The organism is Paenalcaligenes suwonensis (assembly GCF_011290505.1).
GTDB classification, from domain to species: domain Bacteria; phylum Pseudomonadota; class Gammaproteobacteria; order Burkholderiales; family Burkholderiaceae_B; genus Paenalcaligenes; species Paenalcaligenes suwonensis.
On record NZ_JAANPV010000003.1, the window covers coordinates 239,483 to 260,476 of the forward strand.

Annotated in this window: 21 protein-coding genes; 11 read left to right on the plus strand and 10 right to left on the minus strand. The window is 50.6% G+C overall.

What is annotated here, in order from left to right; translation table 11 throughout:
* Positions 1-17 precede the first annotated feature (17 nt).
* The 7 genes from thpD to GY634_RS06405 all read right to left on the minus strand — a co-directional run bounded on the left by thpD (position 18) and on the right by GY634_RS06405 (position 6,267).
* Positions 18-920 carry an ectoine hydroxylase gene (gene thpD / locus GY634_RS06375; RefSeq protein WP_166407708.1) on the minus strand — a complete coding sequence of 301 codons (903 nt, stop codon included), beginning with the start codon at positions 918-920 and terminating at the stop codon, positions 18-20.
* Positions 921-941: 21 nt separating this feature from the next.
* Positions 942-1,331: an ectoine synthase gene (locus GY634_RS06380; RefSeq protein ID WP_135865401.1), complete on the minus strand. Its 390-nt coding sequence runs from the start codon at positions 1,329-1,331 to the stop codon at positions 942-944.
* 24 nt (positions 1,332-1,355) lie between these two features.
* Entirely contained in the window at positions 1,356-2,615 is a 1,260-nt protein-coding gene (ectB, locus tag GY634_RS06385; protein ID WP_166407709.1) for a diaminobutyrate--2-oxoglutarate transaminase, read from the minus strand.
* A gap of 103 nt (positions 2,616-2,718) precedes the next feature.
* On the minus strand, positions 2,719-3,288 hold the full coding sequence (gene ectA / locus GY634_RS06390) for a diaminobutyrate acetyltransferase (protein WP_242683625.1): 570 nt from the start codon (positions 3,286-3,288) through the stop codon (positions 2,719-2,721).
* On the minus strand, positions 3,285-3,812 hold the full coding sequence (locus GY634_RS06395; protein ID WP_166407710.1) for a MarR family winged helix-turn-helix transcriptional regulator: 528 nt from the start codon (positions 3,810-3,812) through the stop codon (positions 3,285-3,287). Before GY634_RS06395 ends, ectA begins: the two co-directional genes overlap by 4 nt.
* Before the next feature lie 152 nt (positions 3,813-3,964).
* Positions 3,965-5,428, minus strand: a complete 1,464-nt coding sequence (gene tldD, locus GY634_RS06400) for a metalloprotease TldD (protein WP_166407711.1) — start codon at positions 5,426-5,428, stop codon at positions 3,965-3,967.
* A 29-nt stretch (positions 5,429-5,457) separates the two neighbouring features.
* A complete protein-coding gene (locus GY634_RS06405) occupies positions 5,458-6,267 on the minus strand; it encodes a carbon-nitrogen hydrolase family protein (RefSeq protein ID WP_242683626.1) in 810 nt (269 codons plus the stop codon).
* A 150-nt stretch (positions 6,268-6,417) separates the two neighbouring features.
* Between GY634_RS06405 and GY634_RS06410 the strand changes: the two genes are divergently transcribed.
* Positions 6,418-6,768 carry an H-NS histone family protein gene (locus GY634_RS06410; protein ID WP_166407712.1) on the plus strand — a complete coding sequence of 117 codons (351 nt, stop codon included), beginning with the start codon at positions 6,418-6,420 and terminating at the stop codon, positions 6,766-6,768.
* A 44-nt stretch (positions 6,769-6,812) separates the two neighbouring features.
* On the opposite strand, the gene GY634_RS06415 is transcribed toward GY634_RS06410, so the two are convergent.
* On the minus strand, positions 6,813-7,442 hold the full coding sequence (locus GY634_RS06415; protein ID WP_166407713.1) for a DUF4136 domain-containing protein: 630 nt from the start codon (positions 7,440-7,442) through the stop codon (positions 6,813-6,815).
* Between the two features lie 179 nt (positions 7,443-7,621).
* Between GY634_RS06415 and pepN the strand changes: the two genes are divergently transcribed.
* Positions 7,622-10,312, plus strand: coding sequence for an aminopeptidase N (pepN, locus tag GY634_RS06420; protein WP_166407714.1), 2,691 nt, complete (start codon positions 7,622-7,624; stop codon positions 10,310-10,312).
* A 17-nt stretch (positions 10,313-10,329) separates the two neighbouring features.
* Positions 10,330-11,340 (plus strand): class 1 fructose-bisphosphatase, encoded by a 1,011-nt coding sequence (locus GY634_RS06425; RefSeq protein ID WP_242683627.1) that lies wholly within the window; start codon positions 10,330-10,332, stop codon positions 11,338-11,340.
* 106 nt (positions 11,341-11,446) lie between these two features.
* Here the strand turns inward: GY634_RS06425 and GY634_RS06430 are convergent, their stop codons facing one another.
* Complete coding sequence (locus tag GY634_RS06430; protein WP_166407715.1) at positions 11,447-12,433, minus strand: quinone oxidoreductase family protein; 987 nt, start codon at positions 12,431-12,433, stop codon at positions 11,447-11,449.
* Between the two features lie 84 nt (positions 12,434-12,517).
* Between GY634_RS06430 and GY634_RS06435 the strand changes: the two genes are divergently transcribed.
* The gene (locus GY634_RS06435) at positions 12,518-13,378 is read left to right on the plus strand and encodes a DMT family transporter (RefSeq protein ID WP_166407716.1); all 861 of its coding nucleotides are present in this window, start codon (positions 12,518-12,520) and stop codon (positions 13,376-13,378) included.
* Between the two features lie 8 nt (positions 13,379-13,386).
* On the opposite strand, the gene GY634_RS06440 is transcribed toward GY634_RS06435, so the two are convergent.
* Positions 13,387-14,862 (minus strand): helicase HerA-like domain-containing protein, encoded by a 1,476-nt coding sequence (locus tag GY634_RS06440; protein WP_166407717.1) that lies wholly within the window; start codon positions 14,860-14,862, stop codon positions 13,387-13,389.
* Positions 14,863-15,002: 140 nt separating this feature from the next.
* On the opposite strand from GY634_RS06440, the gene GY634_RS06445 reads away from it, so the two are divergent.
* The 7 genes from GY634_RS06445 to pyk are packed head-to-tail and all read left to right on the plus strand — an operon-like array spanning position 15,003 to position 20,993.
* Positions 15,003-15,734 carry a YebC/PmpR family DNA-binding transcriptional regulator gene (locus tag GY634_RS06445; protein ID WP_166407718.1) on the plus strand — a complete coding sequence of 244 codons (732 nt, stop codon included), beginning with the start codon at positions 15,003-15,005 and terminating at the stop codon, positions 15,732-15,734.
* A gap of 47 nt (positions 15,735-15,781) precedes the next feature.
* The gene (gene purD / locus GY634_RS06450) at positions 15,782-17,074 is read left to right on the plus strand and encodes a phosphoribosylamine--glycine ligase (protein ID WP_166407719.1); all 1,293 of its coding nucleotides are present in this window, start codon (positions 15,782-15,784) and stop codon (positions 17,072-17,074) included.
* Positions 17,075-17,095: 21 nt separating this feature from the next.
* The gene (hemF, locus tag GY634_RS06455) at positions 17,096-18,013 is read left to right on the plus strand and encodes an oxygen-dependent coproporphyrinogen oxidase (protein WP_166407720.1); all 918 of its coding nucleotides are present in this window, start codon (positions 17,096-17,098) and stop codon (positions 18,011-18,013) included.
* Entirely contained in the window at positions 17,992-18,618 is a 627-nt protein-coding gene (gene nadD / locus GY634_RS06460; protein ID WP_166407721.1) for a nicotinate (nicotinamide) nucleotide adenylyltransferase, read from the plus strand. Before hemF ends, nadD begins: the two co-directional genes overlap by 22 nt.
* A complete protein-coding gene (rsfS, locus tag GY634_RS06465) occupies positions 18,615-19,022 on the plus strand; it encodes a ribosome silencing factor (protein ID WP_166407722.1) in 408 nt (135 codons plus the stop codon). The genes nadD and rsfS overlap by 4 nt, the downstream gene beginning before the upstream one ends.
* A gap of 51 nt (positions 19,023-19,073) precedes the next feature.
* Positions 19,074-19,544, plus strand: coding sequence for a 23S rRNA (pseudouridine(1915)-N(3))-methyltransferase RlmH (gene rlmH / locus GY634_RS06470; protein ID WP_166407723.1), 471 nt, complete (start codon positions 19,074-19,076; stop codon positions 19,542-19,544).
* A 9-nt stretch (positions 19,545-19,553) separates the two neighbouring features.
* Positions 19,554-20,993, plus strand: coding sequence for a pyruvate kinase (gene pyk, locus GY634_RS06475; RefSeq protein ID WP_166407724.1), 1,440 nt, complete (start codon positions 19,554-19,556; stop codon positions 20,991-20,993).
* The last annotated feature ends 1 nt before the right edge of the window (position 20,994 follow it).

A 20,994-nucleotide genomic window follows, 5' to 3' on the forward strand; every position in this document is an offset into this window, starting at 1 on the left:
GTTCACTAATAAAACTGCTACATAGCGATCACAGGTTGAGTATGTTCTCTGGCAGCCACATACTCAGGACGAGGCGCCAATCCATACTTGGGTGGACGCAGTTGATTTTCCACGCTGTTATACACCACAAACACATTCGCACGAGGCCACGGCGACAAATTACCCGCCGAGGCATGAAGCGTATTGCAATCAAAAAAGACCACTGAACCCGCTTTAGCTTCTACGGCTTGCAGTCCTCCTTGATCCGTTAGCATGCGCAAACTTAACTCGTCAGGCACGCCTACTTCCTGTTGGCGTAGCGAGTACTTGTAGTTGTCTTCAGGTGTTTCCCCTTGGCAACTGACAAACTGCCTATGCGACTGCGGTATTAACATTAAAGGGCCATTGCACGCTGTGTTATCGGTTAACAGCACAGAACAACTCAGCGCCCGCATCGCGGGCATGCCGTCCTCCACATGCCAGGTTTCAAAGTCCGAATGCCAATAAAACTCTTTGCCATTTAAGGCAGGTTTCAGATTAATACGTGACTGATGTACATACACCTCTGAACCCAGTATTTGCCTCGCCACATCCAGCACGCGACGGTCGCGCACCATACGCTCTACCGCCTTAGCTAAATAATGCACACCAAATACCGAGCGCAAGACTTGGCTGTCGGGCTCAAGCACGCACTCAGGTCGTTTACGAATTTTCGGATCGTTTTCCAGCTGCTGTAAGGCTTCCCATAAGGTCTGCACTTCTGCCGCATCAAACACCTGATCCACCACCACAAAACCCTGTGTTTCGTAGCGCTGCAATTGCTGCGCAGTCAGCCCTTGGGCGTACTCTCCCTCGTCGTACACCACCGGCTCTTGGCGCACAATCAGTGCACCGCCTCGGTCTGTGCGTGATACATAAGGATCTGCTACCAACACATTCATCACATCACCTCCATTGGCTACTTAGGAAGACTGCAAGGGATACACCCCCTTCTCATCGTGCACTTCTTGACCGGTTAGCGGCGGGTTAAACACGCAAATCACACGTAGCGGTTTTTCACCACCACGCAACCAATGCTCATCATGCTCATTCAGGGCATACACCACGCCGTCATGCAACGCGTATTTCTTCCCATCTTTAATGGTTTCAATCTCCCCATCACCTTCTATGCACCACACCGCCTCTAAGTGGTTTTGGTAATGGATGTGTGTTTCGGTACCCGGAAAAATCACTGTTTCATGGAAGGAAAAACCCATACCGTCTTTACTCAGCAGTACTCGTCTGCTTACCCAGTTATCAGTACGCACCTCATCGGCAGTGCCTTTCACATCCTCTACATTTCTCACAATCATGTTCTGCCTCCTTAGGTTAATAGCTTAGGAAAGTGCGGCTGTTACGCTGGTTTCCAAAATAGCCAAGCCCTGCTGCAATACCTCATGCTCAATCGTGAGTGCAGGCAAAACCTTTACCACTTCATCTTGGGCACCGGCTGTTTCAATCACTAAACCACGCTCAAAGCAGCCTTGCGTAATACGCTCAGCCAAACCGTTAGGCGAGCAGACCAAACCTTGAATCAAACCGCGCCCTCGCACACTTAACCCTGCTTCAGGATGGTTTTGAACGATGTTTTCCAAGAAGTCAGCCACACGGTCAGCTTTATGCTGGGTTTGCTTCACAAACTCGCCATCCGCCCAATAGTGTTCCAACGCATGGGTAGCCCCCACAAAGGCCAGATTATTTCCTCGGAAAGTACCGCTGTGCGCACCCGGCTTCCATACATCCAGCTCAGGTTTTAGTAGGAGCAATGACATGGGCAAACCAAAGCCCGATAACGACTTCGATAAGGTGATCATGTCGGGCTCTATGCCCATACCATCAAAGCTAAAGAAGCTCCCCGTACGCCCGCAGCCCACTTGGATATCATCAATAATCAAAAGCATGTCGTGGTGCTTGCAAAGCGCAGCCAACTCTTGCAGCCATGCCTTAGTAGCCACATTCACGCCCCCTTCGCCCTGTACGGTTTCCACAATCACCGCAGCAGGTTTATCCAAGCCACTGCTAGGGTCTGTCAGCATGCGCTCAAAGTACGCTAAGGTATTTACGTCTGGGCCCAAGTAACCGTCATAGGGCAAGAAGGTCACATTCCCCAGTGGCATTCCCGCCGCTTCGCGAAACTTTCGGTTTGCGGTTACGGCCAGCGAACCACTGCTTACGCCATGAAAACCATGGGTAAAAGACACGACATTACTTCTGCCTTTGACTTGTCTCGCCAACTTCAATGCGGCCTCCACCACATTGGTACCGGTAGGCCCAGTGAACTGCAGCACATATTCCCAACCACGGGGCTGTAATAAATGACGCTGCACAGCCTGAATAAAGGCACGCTTTGCACTGGTGGCCATATCTAGCCCATGCAGCACGCCATCGGCAGCGATGTAGTCGATAATTTTCTGCTTGAGAAAAGGGTTGTTATGCCCGTAGTTCAGCGTACCTGCGCCGCTAAAAAAGTCCACATACTGTTTGCCTTGCTCATCAAAGAGTATGGAACCTTTGGCTTTGCTAAACACCACTGGAAAAGATCGTACATAACCACGTACCTCGGACTCCATCGTTTCAAAAATTTTAAGATCGGTCACAAGTTCGTTCTCCTTTTTTTAGGGTGCACTTAAGCCCCCATCCTGAATGAGGATAGGTATGTAGTACACACCAACATAAAACGTCACCCTCTAGCGGGGTGCCTTAGATTGCCGCACGCGCTGGCAGTGGGCCAATGCGTAACAGCGGTTCTTCTGCATGCTGCTGCTGTCCGAAATGCTCCGCCTCAAACCATGTCTGTTCGTTCATGCTTGTGCTGTACTCTTTAGCCGCACGTGCAAACATGGCGCGCGACGCAGGGTTATCGGGGCTAACGGTAGTTTCCACATACCGTATATGGACCAAAGAGCGACGCCGCAGCAACTGCTGCAACATGCGTAGCCCCAAGGCCTGCCCACGACACTGCGAATGCACGGCAACCTGCCATACAAACAGCACATTGGATTTTGAGGGGGGGATGTAGGCAGACACAAATCCGACGATGCGGCCCTGCTGCTCTGCTACTAGACTGGTTTGCGAAAAATGCGTGGCGAGAAGAAGATAGGCGTACAGTGAGTTTACGTCCAAAGGTGGACACGCCTGAATGAGTTGATGAATGCGTGCCCCGTCTTTTTCTGACGGGGCACGCAGCACAATATCTACGTCTGTCTCCGCCGTATGAGCCAGCGATGCCGGCTCGGCTGATGCTATAGGTGTTGTAGTAGTATCACTCACACGACCAACCCGGATTCGGGAGGAACACCCCCGACCGGGACCTCCAGAATTGGTGTGATGGAATCCAATGGCTCTGACGCCACTTCTGGATCCGAATCAATTAAGTGAACAATGCGCTCAAGTGACAAGGTAATAGTCGCCCTTTCATGTTCGGGCAAATCATTTAACGCATCCGCTAACTTTTTCTGTAATGGGGAAGGCGTGTCTTTCGCTAACTGAATACCTTCTTCAGTAGGCGTGACATACACGATACGACGGTCTTCTTTACCTCGTTCACGGCAGATCAGATTTTTGTCTTCCAATCTATCCAAAATACCAACAACCGTACTAGGGCTGACATGCATTTCACGGCTAATGGCCGTTGCCGTCAGTGGCGCCTTATCAATTACCGCACGTAAACAGATCAACTGCGGAGCAGTGATTTTGTTATACGCCGACAATTGACGTGAGTGCAGTGCAATAGAACGAGTAATCATGCGCAGTGCACGTAGAATGCGCAAATCGTATCCATCTTCAGTCTTCATTGACAACACATAACCCAAAACAAAAAAATAGTTTGAACTGAAATAATATGACTTCTAACTAACCAAGTCAAATACCCTTACGCAAGACTGCAACAAAAATGCCGAACATCTAGATGCTCGGCATTCTGTACTACACAGACCAAGCGCGAGACCTAACCGCCAGTACCACCCACGGTCAATCCATCAATGCGCAAAGTAGGCATACCCACGCCCACCGGTACACTCTGGCCCTCTTTGCCACATGTACCCACACCGGAATCCAACGCCATGTTGTTACCGATCATGCTGACTTTGTTCATGGCATCAAAACCATTACCAATCAGCGTGGCTCCTTTAACCGGGCATACCAACCTCCCGTTTTCGATCAACCATGCCTCGGATGTAGAGAACACGAATCGGCCACTGGTGATATCCACTTGGCCACCGCCAAAGTTAGATGCATAAATACCGTTTTTCACCGACGCAATAATTTCATCGTGCTCATGTTGACCGCTCAGCATGTACGTATTGGTCATACGTGGCATAGGCACATGCGCATACGATTCACGTCTGCCATTGCCCGTAAGCGGCGCATTCATAAAGCGCGCGTTACGACTGTCTTGCATGTAGCCTTTTAAGATACCATCTTCAATTAAGACGGTTCGCTGAGTGGGGTTACCCTCATCGTCCACGTTTAAGGACCCACGTCTATCGGCCAAGGTACCGTCATCAATCACCGTAACACCAGACGCTGCCACTTTTTCACCAATACGGCCCGAGAACATACTAGAGCCTTTGTGGTTGAAATCGCCCTCTAAACCATGACCCACGGCCTCATGCAGCAAAATACCCGGCCAACCCGAACCCAGCACTACTGTCATTTGCCCAGCCGGTGCAGCCACTGCTTCTAGTGAACGCATGGCAGACCCTACAGCCTGTGCAACATACTCATCAATGATCTCGTCCGAGAAATACGCTAATCCAAAACGACCACCGCCGCCGGATGAGCCCATTTCGCGTCTACCCTCGCGCTCTACCACCACATTCAGCGACAAACGCACTAAAGGTCGTACATCGGCCACCAAGCGACCATCGCTACCCGCAATCAGCACCACATCGTACTCGGCACCCAAGCTCGCCATGACTTGAATCACTGCCGAATCTGCTGCTCTAGCACGTTTTTCCACGCGCTCTAGCAAGGCCACTTTCTCGGCAGCACTCATCGTAAGCAATGGGTCTTGTGCGGGATACAATAACGGCTGTGCCTGAGCAGGTGCCACATACCCTTTCACACGCTGGCTCTGCCCTTGTCGGCCAATGCTACGCACTACGCGAGCAGATGACAGTAAGGCATCGGGGCTTAAGGTATCTGAATAAGCAAAAGCGGTTTTCTCACCCGACAAGGCACGTACACCCACCCCTTGCTCGATAGAGAAGCTCCCTGCTTTAACAATACCCTCTTCTAAGCTCCACCCTTCACTACGCGTATATTGGAAGTAAAGATCGGCATAGTCCACTTTATGTTCAAAGATCTCGGACAACGCTTGATCTAAATTTGCTTCGTTTAACCCCCAAGGCTCCAACAAAACAGATCGTGCAATTCCTAACGCTTCAGAGCTCGGATTACTCGGTTTCATATATGCTGCACATCCTTTAAACAACTTGATTACATAACACGGTGTGCCAATGCTGGCAGGTTTTCCCGTATTTTTCGTAAATAATCCAGATCCAGTAAGCCAGATACACAACCTGGCCCCTCACCCAATACATTCTGCACCTCACCCCATGGCGTAATCAACATGGAATGTCCCCAAGTACGTCTACCATTTTCATGTTTTCCGCCTTGAGCAGGTGCCAATACATAACACTGATTTTCTATCGCTCGCGCACGCAGCAAAATTTCCCAATGCGCCTGCCCCGTAGTATAGGTAAAAGCAGAGGGTATCACTAATAATTGAATGTCACCCATCGCGCGGAACAACTCGGGAAAACGTAGGTCATAACATACAGCCACCCCTACACGACCAAAGGGGGCATCGAACACGTGTGGCTCCGGTTTTCCAGCGCGAATTGAAATAGCTTCGTTATAGGATTCTGACCCTTTAGTAAAACTAAACAGGTGTATTTTGTCGTAGCGTGTAATACGTTGACCGTCTGGTCCATAAACCAATAATGAATTGTAAATACGATTTGGGTCATTCGTTTCTATAGGTAATGTGCCACCTATAATCCAAATTGCATATTTTCGAGATATTTTATATAAAAAATCTTGAATCCTACCGCTACCATCTGACTCCTTAATCGCCAGCTTATCGCGGTCCTTATGCCCCATAAAACAGAAGTATTCTGGCAGTGAGACCAATTGGCAACCAGACTCTGCCGCTTCGCGAATCAACTTTTCAGCTTGGTCCAAATTATCATCTAGTAAAGATGATGAAACCATTTGCAAAGCAGCGACTTGAAATGAAGAAAGCATGGATACAAGTTTCCTAAACGAAAACAAATTAAGTATTTACAGAGCTCAAAAAAAAACTATAATTTCATACTGGTGCAAAAATTCTAAAATTAAAAAAGCTTGACTTTAAGAATGCACCAGAACAAATCCCTAACTAACAAAGGAACTATAATGCCACAAGAGTCCTACACATCTGAAAAGCAGAAAATTGAGAAAGAAATTCTCAAGCTACAGCGTCAAATGCGTACTTTGCAAACACGTCAACGTCGTCCTGTAATCAACTCCATCGTCCGTTCTATGGTGGATTACGATATTACATTGGAAGAAATCACTGAAGCCTACAGCCGCCGCGGTACACGCAGCGCCACAGCCGGTGAAAACGCAAGCAAAAGCGCACTGCCTCCAAAATTCCGTAATTCCGCAACGGGTGAAACATGGACTGGCCGTGGCCGCCCACCACGTTGGATTACCGATGCTGAAGCAGCTGGAAAAAGTCGAGACAGCTTCCTAATTAAGGATTAAGTCTCGACTAGCTAATTAGCTTTTCCATAAAGCGCAAGTATGAACTACTTGCGCTTTATTTTTACTTCTCGCACCTGACCATTACTGCCAGGGAAATCTTCAAAAATAGCTTGTGCCAAACTTGCCATTTCCGCAAGCAAGCCACGCCCATCATCATCGGTTACCGCTGTAGTGCGATACACCTCTTTTTTGTCTTGCTCTGTATCTAGAATCAGAACACTCAAACTGTATTCTTTATATTCTACCGGCACATTCACGACGCGCGGGCTGTAATAAATACCACCGCCCCAGCCGCCATAATAGCCCATATAGCCACCCCAGCCCGGCCAGAAAGGCCCCCAGCCATCTACATACGGATCAGCAAAGCGTTGTGCCCAACCCTTTTTATTCTGATCGCTGTAATCCAGGTACACAATAAAGCGCGCATTTTCGCCCCCTTCAACCAACCCGGTAGGCCCCATTGCAGCACGTACAGTATCTGCAATAGATTCAAACTCTATTTTGCCAGCTTGGGCAGGCCCAGCTTCAATACGATAGGTTTGTCCCATCGTATTTTCTGGCCAAAACTCGAAAGTCGATACCTTGGCTGACCACGTATTTGCACAACCCGACAATAGCAGGACAGCAAATACCCACATAAGAGAGCGCATTCCACCAAAAATCTGTTTGCCCATTTTCAGCCTCTTTTCATGTAAATGGTTCATAAAGAACCAGCACAAAACCAGCAAATTCTCTTCACGCACATCATACCGTCAAAACACCACGGCATGCGGTTACAGTTAGCAATACTGAAGAACTTATCTATTCGCACTACAATTAGGTTTGACTCACACTTGCTTCAACTTATCCCGTCATGCGTACTGAAATCAGCCCCACTATTAATCGTCACGACTGGAAGGCATTTGCGTTCCACATTCCAGACATCAGCCTGACGCTGGAACTGGATAACGACCTGACCACTGTCACTACTCAATTTACTGCCACCATGCTGCATGAAGGCCAGCATGTATTGGAATTGCAGGGTGAAGAGCTCACGCTAGTCAGCCTAAAAGTGAACGGCCAGCTCTGGGATGCATCGCGTTATTCGCTAGATGCTCAGATGCTGCGTATTCCTTTAGAGACTACAGATAGTCAGATCGAAATTATCAGCCAATGTTCCCCAGCCCAAAACAGTGCGCTGATGGGGCTGTATGTATCTAATCAGCAGTTATTCACACAATGTGAACCCGAAGGCTTTAGACGCATTACCTGGTTTGCCGACCGCCCTGATGTGATGTCACGTTACCGTGTCACCTTAATTGGCGATGCCACGCGTTACCCACTCATGCTGTCTAACGGTAATTTAATCGCTACGAAACAATTACCAGATGGCCGTCAACAAGCCATCTGGGAAGACCCCTTCCCTAAGCCTTCTTATTTGTTTGCAGTAGTGGCCGGTAATTTTGATTGCCGTGAAAAACGCGTGAATACTCTGTCTGGCCGTGAAGTACTGCTGCAAGTCTATAGTGACTTAGGCGATGGCGACAAAACTGAATGGGCACTAGAAAGCCTAGAGCGCTCACTACGCTGGGACGAACAACGCTTTGGTCTAGAGCTGGATCTAGACCGCTATATGATTGTGGCGGCTCGCGACTTCAATATGGGCGCGATGGAAAACAAAGGGCTGAACGTTTTTAACTCTGCCTATGTGTTGGCCGACCCACAAACCACCACCGACGCCAGTTACCGCGATATAGAAGCCGTTATTGGCCACGAATACTTCCATAACTGGACCGGCAACCGCGTCACGTGCCGCGACTGGTTTCAATTGTCCTTAAAAGAAGGGCTAACCGTATTTCGTGAGCAAGAGTTTTCCGCTGATATGTTGGCCGACGGCCTAGACAGTGCCGAAGCTGCCAGCGCCAAAGCCGTCAAACGCATTGACGATGTGTGCACCTTACGCGTGGCACAGTTCAGCGAAGATCGTGGCCCTATGGCCCACCCCATTCGCCCCGAAAGCTACGAAGAAATCAGCAACTTCTACACCGCCACCATTTATGAAAAAGGTGCAGAAGTGATTCGTATGCAGCACACTCTACTGGGCGAGGCTGATTTTCAAGCTGGTATCAAAGAATACTTCCGTCGCCACGATGGCCAAGCCGTTACCTGCGATGACTTTATCGACGCCATGGACTCGGTTTACAGCCGCAACAACCCCGGCAAAAACCTCAACACCTTCCGTCGCTGGTATCAACAAGCAGGCACCCCCACCGTCACCGTACAAGAACAGTACGATGCGGCCACGCGCCAGTATCGCCTTACGCTACGCCAACATAACCCTGCCGTGGGCATAGAGCGTTTAAACACGAACGCAGCACCTAAACAACCTTTGCTGATTCCTATCAAAATGGGGTTACTCAACCAGCAAGGCCAACCCCTACGCGTAGAGCTTAATGGCGAGCATCAGCACGAGTTCTTATTAGAACTGGATCAGGCTGAGCAAAGCTGGACCTTCAACCATGTCGATAGCCAACCTGTGCTGTCTATGTTGCGTGACTTCTCTGCCCCCGTGCAGTTGCATCACGAACAAAGCCTAGACACACTGCAACTGCTAGCCAGATTCGACAGCAATAGCTTTGGTCGCTGGGAAGCCGCACAACAACTTGCTCGCATGGCTTTGCTAGCTCTGTCTAGCTCCGAGCAACACAGTGTGGACATCGCTAGCGTTCAAGCCGTTGTACAAGTATGGGAAGAGCTGCTGCAAGACCACAGCCTCTCGCCTGCGTACTTGGCCCGTATTTTGTCCTTGCCGTCGGTGCGTGAGCTGCAAACCTTACAAGACCCCATGCGTCCCTTGGATTTAGCAGCTGCCCGTCACACGCTACAGGTGCATTTGGGAACGCGTTTGGCTACGCTCTGGCAACAGCGCTACGAACAGCACCAACTGCCAGCACAGCCTTACTCGCCCGACGCCCTATCGGCCGGCCACCGTGCTCTGAAAAATCTAGCCCTACACTACCTAGCGGCTACAGCTAGCTATAGCGCCTTAGCACTGGCTGAAACACAGTACGACAATGCAAATAACATGACAGACTCATTGGCAGCGCTACAAGCCATCGTCTATTATGCTAAGCCTGCAGTCAGCCAACCGTATCTAGACCGTTTTTATGCCCAATGGCAACATAACCCATTGGTGGTAGACCGCTGGTTTAGCGTACAAGCGTGCTCACCACAAACGGATGTGGCGGCCTTGCGCACGCTGATGCAACACCCCGCATTTACCTTACGTAATCCGAATAGAGCACGTTCGCTGATTTTCCAGTTTTGCATGAATAACAGCACCAGCATTCACCGCCCTGAAGGCTATGAGTTCTGGGCCGAGCAAGTGATTGCTTTGGACGCCCTTAACCCGGAAATTGCAGCGCGCCTTGCTCGTGCATTTGACAACTGGGCACACTATGCTGAGCCCCAACGCCACGCTCTGCACACCGCATTTTTGCGATTGCAAGAGCAAGCACAATCTGCCAATGTGACTGAAATCATTGGCAAAGCACTAAACATCTGATCCCCCGGAGCACTACGTTGAAAAAAAACCTGACTCAATATCTGATTGAACAAGAACGTCAGAACCAAAACGTTCCCACTGAACTGCGCTTGCTAATTGAAACCATTGCACGCACTTGCAAAGCTATTGCACAAGCCGTGAACAAAGGCGCATTGGGTAATGTGCTGGGCAGCCAAGACACCGAAAACGTGCAAGGTGAAATTCAGAAAAAACTGGATGTAATCTCCAACCAAATGCTGCTAGATGCTAACGAGTGGATTGGTTGCTTGGCCGGTATGGCATCAGAGGAAATGGAACTGCCACATCCTATTCCTGCGCACTACCCCACAGGCGACTACTTGCTGTTGTTTGATCCTTTAGATGGCTCTTCCAACATCGATGTCAACGTATCCATTGGTACGATTTTCTCCATTTTGCGCCAACCTGAAAACGCTAAAGGTCGTGCAGCTAACGAGCAAGACTTCTTGCAAGCAGGTACACAGCAAGTCGCCGCAGGTTATGCCGTATACGGCCCACAAACCATGTTGATTCTGTCTATTGGTCAGGGCGTAGTAGGCTTTACGCTAGACCGCGAAACAGGCTCTTGGTTGCTGACACAAGAAAACATCCGCATCCCAGAAGAAACCCAAGAATTCGCCATCAACATGTCTAACATGCGTCACTGGGAAGCCCCCGTTAAACGCTACATCGACGAATGTTTGGCCGGTAAAGAAGGCCCTCTGGGCAAGAACTACAATACCCGTTGGATTGCTTCGATGGTCGCCGACGTGCACCGCATTCTGAACCGTGGCGGTATCTTTATGTACCCTCGCGATCATCGCGAGTCTGTGCGCCATGGCAAATTGCGCTTGATGTACGAAGCAAACCCAATGAGCTTCTTGGTAGAACAAGCAGGTGGTGCCTCGGTAGACGGCAGCCAACGTATTCTGGACTTGCAACCCGAGCACCTGCATCAACGCACCGGTGTGATTCTGGGCTCTAAAAAAGAAGTTGAGCGCTTGCAGCAATACCACCAAGCTGCCAACTAATATCGCGCTATACGTGATATGCCAGCCTCGTTATTATCACGACTAGGCTGGCTGTAAAAAAGGCCGAGTGCATCACAGCACCCGGCCTTTTTCTATACGTTGAAGGTTATTCCAACGTCAAAATAGTGGAACCCACCGTTTTTCTGGATGCCAGGGCCTCATGTGCCTTCGCCACATCGCGTAATGGGAAGCGCTGACCAATATCCACTTTGATGTTGCCTTGCAAAATCTGTGCAAACAAATCGTCTGCGGCGGCCTGCATGGTTTCTAAGGTAGGCACAAAACTCGCCAAAATAGGTCGGGTCACGTACAGCGAACCATGCTGAGCCAACACGCCTAAGTTCACCCCTGTTACCGCCCCCGAAGCATTACCAAAGCTCACCAACAAACCTCGTGGACGCAAGCACTTCAACGACGTTTCCCACGTTGCTTTACCCACGCCGTCATACAGGACGGGAACCATTGCACCATCCGTTAACTCACGTACGCGTTGCACCACATCTTCAGTGCTGTAGTTGATCGTTGCCCACGCACCATTGTCTTTAGCCATTTGTGTTTTTTCGGCGCTAGACGCTGTACCTATCACGCGTACCCCCATGGCGTTGGCCCACTGACACGCCAACGAGCCCACCCCACCTGCCGCTGCATGAAACAGCACCGTATCACCTTTCTTCAGGTCATACACTTGGCGTAACAGGTACTGCACCGTTAGCCCTTTAAGCATAATGGCAGCACCTTCCTCAAAGCTGATGCCTTCAGGCAAGCGCACCACACGATCGGCAGGGATATTACGCGCCTCGGCATAGGCGCCTAACGGGCCTTGTCCGTAAGCCACTCTATCGCCCACTTTGACATGGTGTACATCTTTACCAACAGCTTCCACAATACCCGAAGCTTCAAAACCCAGGCCATGTGGCAACGGGTTAGGATAGAGACCATCACGGAAATAAATGTCGATAAAATTCAGGCCAATGGCTTTATGTCGAACACACACTTCATTGTCAGCCGGTGCCGCTAAAGGAATGGATACCCATTGCAGCACTTCGGGGCCACCATTTTTCTCTATGCGTATTGCGTTGACTTCTGTTCCCATGACGAACTCCTTCTGTCTCACGTTATGATCTGAGCATCATTGCTATTCAACCCCTAAATCTACCCTGTTCACCCGCATTCGACAATGACTCATCAACGCGCCCTCTTTCAGAGCCACCTTGCTGCCGTGCTTTTTGGTCTTACCGGTATCCTTGGCGAACTGATTAAAAGTGATCCCATTATGATCACCACCTTTAGGGCTTTTTTCGCGGTGATCGTGTTGTTTGCCATCATCCGTTACCAAGGCCGAAAACTCAGCGAAGGGTTACAGAAAAAAGATCTAGGGGTACTGCTGCTGGCCTCGATTATGCTGGCCATACACTGGGTGAGCTTTTTTATTGCCGTCAAAGTGGGGGGCATTGCCATCGCCACCTTAGGGTTTGCTAGTTTCCCCGCCTTCATCACGCTATCAGAATGGTTGGTATTACGCGAACGCGTGCGTACCGACGAATGGTTGATTCTCGCGCTGGTCACCTTTGGTTTGGTCTTGGTCACCCCCGAGTTTGATTTAGCCGCCGAGGCCACCATAGGTTTGCTATGGGCTGTGCTATCAGGCTTTACCTTTGCCCTGTTCACCATCATCAACCGGCGTACGGCCTCGCACATTCCAGCGATGCAAGTAGCCTATTGGGAAAATCTCTTTGTAATGCTGCTGTGCCTGCCCTTTGCACTGCCATATCTGGGTCAACCGTCTGCGGCAGATTGGTTCTGGATGGCCATGCTAGGGATATTCTGCACAGCGCTTTCGCATTATTTATTGGTGTCCAGCCTGACCCGAATCAATGCACGCAGCGCCGGCATTATCATTGCGCTAGAACCTATTTATGCCATTGCCTTTGCGGCCCTGCTGTTTGCGCAATACCCCAGTATTCAAGCCATTTTAGGCGGCACCATCATAGTAGGGGCTATAGTGTGGTCGGGCCTACGTAAGCCCGACCAAGCCTAAAGCGGCATTTACTTACGCATTAACGAACCCAGCACGCCACGTATTAGCTTCGTGGCGCCTCGTCTAGCCTCTGACTTAATGGTGGACTGCACCAAGCCGTCTTTGCGTCCACCACGCGGCCCTGTAGAGCCAAAGAGAAAATCGTTCAACACCCCCATCAGACCCGAGCTTTGCTCTGAGGCCTGCTGCGCTTGCTGTTCCGCTTCTTGACCTTGTTTAGCCAATACCTCGTAAGCAGATTCACGATCGATGCTGGTGTCGTATTTCAAACCAAACAACGATGCAGCACGCACCTGCTCTTTTTCTTGCTCAGACGCAGGACCAATACGACTTCCCGGCGCGTACATCCATACCCGCTCTGTAGGCGTAGGAATACCTTTCTCGTCCAGCATAGAAACCAGCGCTTCTCCTACCCCTAGTTCGGTAATAGCAGCCTCTATATCCAAGCCTTGATTGGGGCGCATGGTTTGTGCAGCCGTTTTCACCGCTTTTTGATCTCGTGGCGTATAGGCACGCAAGGCGTGTTGCACGCGATGCCCAAGCTGCCCCAACACTGCATCGGGAATATCCAAGGGGTTTTGCGTGACAAAATAAATGCCTACGCCTTTGGACCGCACCAAGCGCACCACCTGCTCAATTTTTTCTATTAGCGCTTTAGGAGCTTCATTAAAAAGCAAATGGGCTTCATCAAAGAAGAACACAAACTTGGGTTTGTCCAGATCTCCTACCTCAGGCAAGCGTTCGTACAGTTCTGCCAGCATCCACAACAGAAACACCGAATACAGCCTAGGCGACTGAATTAAACGGTCTGCTGCCAGCACGTTAATCATGCCTTTACCTTGCGCATCGGTACGAAGCCAATCGGCAATATCCAAAGCAGGCTCACCAAAAAACTGCTCGGCACCTTCGCTTTCTAAGCGCAACAACGCCCGCTGTATCGCCCCCACCGAAGCGGCCGACACGTTACCGTACGCGGCACGTAGCTCGGTTGCTCGCTTAGTAACATGATTTAACATGGCACGCAGGTCTTTCATGTCTAACAGCAGTTGACCTTCGTCATCCGCCAAACGGAAAGCAATATTTAAAACGCCTTCTTGGGTGTCGTTTAATTCCAGAATACGGGCCAACAGCATAGGCCCCATGTCGGACACAGTGGCACGAATGGCATGGCCTGACTTACCAAACACATCCCAAAACACCACAGAGTTCGCCGCGAACTCAGGGGTAGGCAAACCCAACTCTTGTAACCGGCTTTCCAGTTTAGGGTTGGTCTCCCCTTTCATTGCAATACCGCTTAAATCACCTTTGACATCGGCCACAAAAACTGCAGTGCCTTGACGGGAAAAAGCCTCAGCCATCAGCTGCAAACTAATTGTTTTCCCTGTCCCCGTCGCGCCGGTAATACAGCCGTGCCTATTTGCCATACGCGGCAACAGCACAACCTCAGCCGCCTTTCCTCGTGCAAGATTGATTGTTTCTGCCATGACTCAGTCCCAGATAAAAAATAGCCTGCTATATACTACAGGTACCTGATGCTGCCAGTGTAGTGCAGGCGAAGTTTTGCGCACAGGTTAAAATAGTGATCTGAAACGAAATTTTCTAATTTTTAAATTGGTACGAAGTTATGGCCGGACATAGTAAATGGGCGAATATTCAGCACCGCAAAGGGCGTCAAGATGCCAGACGCGGCAAGCTGTGGACTAAAATCATCCGTGAAATCACCGTTGCAGCACGCGAAGGTGGGCCTGACCCCGACTCCAATCCCCGCCTGCGTTTGGCCTCTGAAAAAGCGGCTGCGGCGAACATGCCTAAAGACAACGTTACCCGTGCCATACAACGTGGCGCCGGTGGCACAGATGGCGCTAACTTCGAAGAAATCCGATTTGAAGGTTATGGCATTGGCGGTGCAGCTGTGATTGTGGACTGCATGACCGACAACCGTCAGCGCACGGTTTCCGATGTACGTCACGCCTTTAGCAAACATGGTGGAAATCTGGGTATTGATGGCTCAGTTGTGTTCCAATTCCAACACTGTGGGCAGTTTCTCTTTGCCCCAGGCGCCGATGAAGACAAAATCATGGAAGTGGGCTTAGAAGCTGGTGCCGACGACGTCATGACCGATGAAGAAGGTCTGATCGAAGTTGTGTGCACACCCTCCAACTACGCAGCTGTCAAACACGCATTTACAGACGCCGGTCTAGAACCCGAAGTCAGTGATGTCATCATGAAAGCACTGAGCGAGACCGAACTAGACGGCGAAGACGCTCAAAAAATGCAAAAAATGCTAGATGCCCTAGAGGGCCTAGACGACGTGCAAGAGGTTTACACCACTGCCGTCATGGATGAAACCGAATAATCCTGTTAACCCTGTGGGGCATCCAGCCCCTTTTTCTCTGAAATCCTATGAAGTTACTCGTCATTGGCGGCGGGGGCCGTGAACATGCTATGGCCTGGCGCCTCGCCCAATCACAACGTGTCAGCACGGTGTTTGTTGCTCCTGGTAATGGGGGCACGGCAACTGCCGAACGTCTACAAAACGTACCTATTACCGATGTAGACCAGTTGGTAGAATTTGCCCGCAACGAAGACATTGCACTGGCCGTTGTTGGCCCTGAGGCCCCTCTGGCGGCTGGTGTAGTGGATGCATTCCGTGCCGCAGGGCTAAAGATCTTCGGTGCCAGCCAAGCTGCAGCTCAGCTAGAAAGCTCCAAAGACTACGCTAAAGCGTTCATGGTACGTCACCAGATTCCTACAGCCGAATACCAAACCTTTACCGACCTAGAAGCTGCCAAAGCGTACGTACGTGAAAAAGGCGCCCCTATTGTTGTTAAAGCCGATGGCTTGGCTGCCGGTAAAGGCGTTATTGTCGCCATGACCGAAGACGAAGCCCTGACAGCGATTGACGATATGCTGGGCGGCGGTATGTTTGGTAACGCCGGTGCGCGTGTGGTGGTGGAAGAGTTCCTGACTGGCGAAGAAGCCAGCTTCATCATCATGTGTGATGGTAAAAACGTGTTGCCTCTGGCAACCAGCCAAGACCACAAACGCTTGAAAGACGGCGACGAAGGTCCAAACACAGGTGGTATGGGTGCTTACTCCCCTGCCCCTATTGTGTCCCCTACCTTGCACAACCGCATCATGCGTGAAGTGATCCTACCTTCTATTCAAGGTATGGAAAAAGACGGTATTCCTTACACCGGCTTCTTGTACGCTGGCCTGATGATTGGCGATGGCCCAGACAGCACTCGCCCTCTGAAAGTGCTGGAGTACAACTGCCGTTTAGGTGATCCAGAAGCACAACCCATCATGATGCGCATCAAAAACGACTTCAGCGAAGTGCTTGAACAAGCCATCGCTGGCGAACTTGACGAAGCTAATATCGACTGGGATCGTCGCACCGCCTTGGGCGTAGTGATGGCTGCTGCTAACTACCCAGAAAACCCACGCAAAGGCGATGTGATCCAGCAACTGCCAGAAGACAACGACAACTGCATGGTGTTTCATGCCGGTACTGAGCTGGTAGATGGTCAATTACTGACCTCTGGTGGTCGTGTCATGTGTGTGACTGCGCTGGGTGATTCCATTCGCCGCGCGCAAGACAAAGCCTATGCGGCCGCGGCTCAAATCCAGTTTGATGGTAAACAATTCCGTAGCGATATTGGCTGGCGTGCTATCCCCAGCACTGACGCGTCCTAAGTCTGTACAAGAGGGTTTTGCATGAATCATTCCGTCGCCGATGTCCGAGAGTATTTTCTGGACCTACAACAGCGTATTGTGAAACATCTGGAACTGGCCGATGGCTGCAAGTTCCAATCGGATCAGTGGGAGCGCGAGGAAGGCGGCGGCGGTGTGTCACGCTACATAGAATGCGGCAACCTGTTTGAACGGGGAGCCGTACTGTTTAGCCACGTGAAAGGCAAAACACTCCCCCCTTCTGCTACAGCACAGCGTCCAGAACTAGCCGGTCGCCCATGGGAAGCCATGGGTGTATCGCTGGTTCTACACCCACACAACCCCTATGTCCCCACTACGCACATGAATGTGCGCTTATTCATCGCCGAATCTAGGCATGAAAGCGAAGAAACCATATTTTGGTTTGGTGGCGGCCTAGACCTAACCCCTTATTACCCTTTTGAAGAAGATGCTGTGCATTTTCATCAAAAGTGCGCCGATGCATTGGCTCCCTTTGGTGAGCAGAAATACCCCGCCTATAAAAAATGGTGCGATGAGTATTTCTACCTCAAACACCGTGACGAAACACGTGGTATTGGTGGTATTTTCTTTGATGATTTGAACGAAGAAGGCTTTGAGCGTAGCTTCGAGTTGGTCAAATCGGTGGGGGATCACTTCCTTAAAGCCTACATCCCCATCGTGGAACAACGCCGTCACCTCAGCTATGGCGAACGTGAGCGCGATTTCCAAGCCTACCGCCGTGGCCGATACGTAGAATTCAACTTAGTCTTCGACCGAGGCACACTCTTTGGATTGCAATCCGGTGGCCGCACCGAATCCATCTTGCTGTCCATGCCTCCCATCGTGAAATGGCGTTACCAATGGGCTCCTGAAGCCGGTACTCCTGAAGCCAAATTGGCTGATTTTCTTAAACCTCGCGAATGGCTAATCAGCAACACATAGGATTACTCGGTGGCAGTTTTGACCCTGTACACCGAGCTCACATTGCTCTGGCAGAGCGCGCACTCACCGAGCTGAACCTTGACTCTCTTCAGCTCATTGCCGCCGCCAATCCGTGGCAACGCGCCCCCTTGGCGGCTAGCCCTGAACAACGCCTGCACATGCTGGAACTTGCCTGTGCGCACAACCCAAAACTACACATTAACCGTAGTGAAATAGACCGTGGCGGTGCAACATATACGATAGACACCTTGCGCGAGCTACCCAAAGGACCGGTATACTACTGGATATTGGGTGCTGATCAATTACAGAACTTTTGTAGCTGGAACCACTGGCAAGAAATTCTGGAACATGTAGAGCTAGCTGTAGCCAAGCGCCCCGGGTCTTCCTATAACACACCCGCAGCATTAGCTGCAGAACTGCAGAAGCAGCACAAAACTCTGCATCAGCTAAACTTTCCCCCTATAGATATTTCGGCCAGTCACATTCGCCACATACTGGCATTGCAACAAGATCCAAGCCATTTTTTGGATCCTGCCGTGGCCCATTACATACAGGCTGAAGGGCTTTATCGCCAAGCGGCCAACTCAACAGATACTGATTTATGAAAGATATTGAAAAACAGCAACGCGTTGTGATTGACGCCTTGGAAGACGTTAAAGCACAAGACATTCGCGTATTTGACAGCACACACCTAACTGGCTTGTTTGACCGCGTCATCATCGCCAGTGGTACATCCAACCGTCAAACTCGCGCATTGGCGAGTCACATCATCCAACAAGCCAAGAAAAACGACATGGAAGTTTTGGCTCACGAGGGTGAAGACACCGGTGAGTGGGTACTAATAGACTTGGGTGACATCGTTGTGCATTGTATGCAGCCTACGATTCGCCAGTACTACAACTTGGAAGAAATCTGGGGCGACAAACCTGTTGCCGTTACATTGCTTCCTGAGTCCACCCGTCCAGTACTGCACGAACCCTTCCAGCACGATCAGTCTGACGAAGACTAATCACACTCTACGGGGCATCACATCACGCTGATGCCTCGACCACACTCTCTCATGAAAATCCATGTTATTGCTGTAGGCACGCGCATGCCAGCCTGGGTTGAACAGGCATGGGATGACTATGCGCGACGTATGCCTGCGGACTACGCCGTCGTACTGAAAGAAATCAAACCCGAGCCCCGCACCAGTGGCAAAACACCTGCACAAATGATGCAAGCAGAGGCCAAGCGCATACAAGCGGCCATCCCCGAACGGGCATGGTGTATTGCCTTAGATGAGCGCGGCAAAGACCTCACCACCGAACACCTAAAAACTCAACTGGAAACCTGGCGAGATAAGGCCGGCGATATAGCCCTTATCATCGGTGGGCCAGATGGTTTGGACCCCAGCTTTAAGGCACAATGTCAGCAGCAGATACGTATCTCGTCGTTGACCTTGCCCCACCCCATGGTACGTATTTTGCTGGTAGAGCAAATCTATCGAGCATGGTCCATGCTCACTGGTCATCCCTATCATCGTAGTTGAGGAGTGCTTGTGTCCAAACGTCGTACCAAAATTGTCGCCACCCTAGGGCCGGCGTCAGAATCTGCTGATGTGATTGAAAAACTGATTCTGGCCGGCATGGATGTTGCCCGCCTGAATTTTTCACACGGCACCGCTGATGATCATCGACAAAAAGCCAAGCTGGTACGCGACATTGCGAAGCGACACCGTCGCTACGTTGCCTTAATGGGTGATCTGCAAGGCCCTAAAATTCGTATTGCTAGATTTGCCAATACACGCGTAGAGCTTAGTAATGGGCAAGCCTTTGTACTGTCTAATGACCATCCAGCCGATGCTGGCAATGCAGACATCGTCGGCATTGATTACCCACCGCTGGTACAAGACTGCGCTCCCGGCGATGAACTGCTGCTAGACGACGGTAGAATTATTCTGCAGGTAGATAAAGTAGAAAATAATGCCGTCTACACCACCGTTACTGCTGGTGGTGAACTGTCAAACCACAAAGGTATCAACCGACGTGGTGGTGGCATTTCTGCTCCCAGCCTCACAGACAAAGACCGCGCCGATATTCTGCTGGCAGCCGAGCTAGAAGTAGACTACATCGCTGTATCCTTCCCTCGTTATGGCCGTGACATGCAACAAGCACGCGAGCTAGTACAGCAAGCTGGCAGCAATGCATGGATTGTCGCCAAAATTGAACGCGCCGAAGCCGTAGCAGACGACGAAGCCTTAGATGACATTATCTCGGCCAGCGATGCTGTGATGGTGGCACGCGGTGACTTGGGAGTAGAGGTGGGCGATGCCCGTTTAGTGGGCATACAAAAACGCATCATTCAACATGCACGCACCCTAAACAAACTGGTGATCACCGCTACGCAAATGATGGAATCCATGGTGAGCAGCCCTATTCCTACACGAGCGGAAGTGTCAGACGTGGCTAACGCCGTGTTAGACCATACCGATGCCGTCATGCTGTCTGGCGAGAGTGCCGCGGGCAAATACCCTGTAGAAGCCGTATCAGCCATGGCACGCATTTGCGTAGGGGCAGAACAAGAACCCGTGAACAAACGCTCCCAGCACCGCTTATGGGAACGGTTTGAGCGCTGTGACGACACCATTGCCCTATCGGCCATGTATGCCGCCAACCATTTCCCCGGTATTAAGGCCATTATCAGCCTAAGCGAAAGTGGGCGTACACCGCTAATCATGTCGCGTATACGTTCTAGCGTACCGATTTTTTGCTTCACCCGACACGAATCCACACAGAACCGTGCTGCCCTCTTCCGTGGTGTCTACAGCATGCCCTTTGATGCGGCCGCTTACGCTCCAGAAGATGTCAACCAAGCCGCCATCAGTTGCCTAGTCGCACACAAGATTGTGCACCCTGGTGACTGGGTGATTTTGACTCAAGGCGATTTGTACTGCCCTCAAGGCGGCACTAATGGCATGAAAATACTGCAAGTAACCTAAC

Excerpts from the sequence above, each read along its gene's own strand:
- GY634_RS06380 (WP_135865401.1), bottom strand. The coding sequence starts at position 1,331 with ATGATTGTGAGAAATGTAGAGGATGTGAAAGGCACTGCCGATGAGGTG.
- GY634_RS06415 (WP_166407713.1), bottom strand. The coding sequence starts at position 7,442 with ATGGGCAAACAGATTTTTGGTGGAATGCGCTCTCTTATGTGGGTATTT.
- rsfS (WP_166407722.1), top strand. The coding sequence starts at position 18,615 with ATGAAAGATATTGAAAAACAGCAACGCGTTGTGATTGACGCCTTGGAA.
- hemF (WP_166407720.1), top strand. The coding sequence starts at position 17,096 with ATGAATCATTCCGTCGCCGATGTCCGAGAGTATTTTCTGGACCTACAA.
- thpD (WP_166407708.1), bottom strand. The coding sequence starts at position 920 with ATGAATGTGTTGGTAGCAGATCCTTATGTATCACGCACAGACCGAGGC.
- GY634_RS06445 (WP_166407718.1), top strand. The coding sequence starts at position 15,003 with ATGGCCGGACATAGTAAATGGGCGAATATTCAGCACCGCAAAGGGCGT.
- GY634_RS06440 (WP_166407717.1), bottom strand. The coding sequence starts at position 14,862 with ATGGCAGAAACAATCAATCTTGCACGAGGAAAGGCGGCTGAGGTTGTG.
- nadD (WP_166407721.1), top strand. The coding sequence starts at position 17,992 with ATGGCTAATCAGCAACACATAGGATTACTCGGTGGCAGTTTTGACCCT.
- GY634_RS06395 (WP_166407710.1), bottom strand. The coding sequence starts at position 3,812 with ATGAAGACTGAAGATGGATACGATTTGCGCATTCTACGTGCACTGCGC.
- pepN (WP_166407714.1), top strand. The coding sequence starts at position 7,622 with ATGCGTACTGAAATCAGCCCCACTATTAATCGTCACGACTGGAAGGCA.
- GY634_RS06430 (WP_166407715.1), bottom strand. The coding sequence starts at position 12,433 with ATGGGAACAGAAGTCAACGCAATACGCATAGAGAAAAATGGTGGCCCC.
- GY634_RS06435 (WP_166407716.1), top strand. The coding sequence starts at position 12,518 with ATGACTCATCAACGCGCCCTCTTTCAGAGCCACCTTGCTGCCGTGCTT.
- tldD (WP_166407711.1), bottom strand. The coding sequence starts at position 5,428 with ATGAAACCGAGTAATCCGAGCTCTGAAGCGTTAGGAATTGCACGATCT.
- rlmH (WP_166407723.1), top strand. The coding sequence starts at position 19,074 with ATGAAAATCCATGTTATTGCTGTAGGCACGCGCATGCCAGCCTGGGTT.
- purD (WP_166407719.1), top strand. The coding sequence starts at position 15,782 with ATGAAGTTACTCGTCATTGGCGGCGGGGGCCGTGAACATGCTATGGCC.
- GY634_RS06410 (WP_166407712.1), top strand. The coding sequence starts at position 6,418 with ATGCCACAAGAGTCCTACACATCTGAAAAGCAGAAAATTGAGAAAGAA.
- GY634_RS06405 (WP_242683626.1), bottom strand. The coding sequence starts at position 6,267 with ATGCTTTCTTCATTTCAAGTCGCTGCTTTGCAAATGGTTTCATCATCT.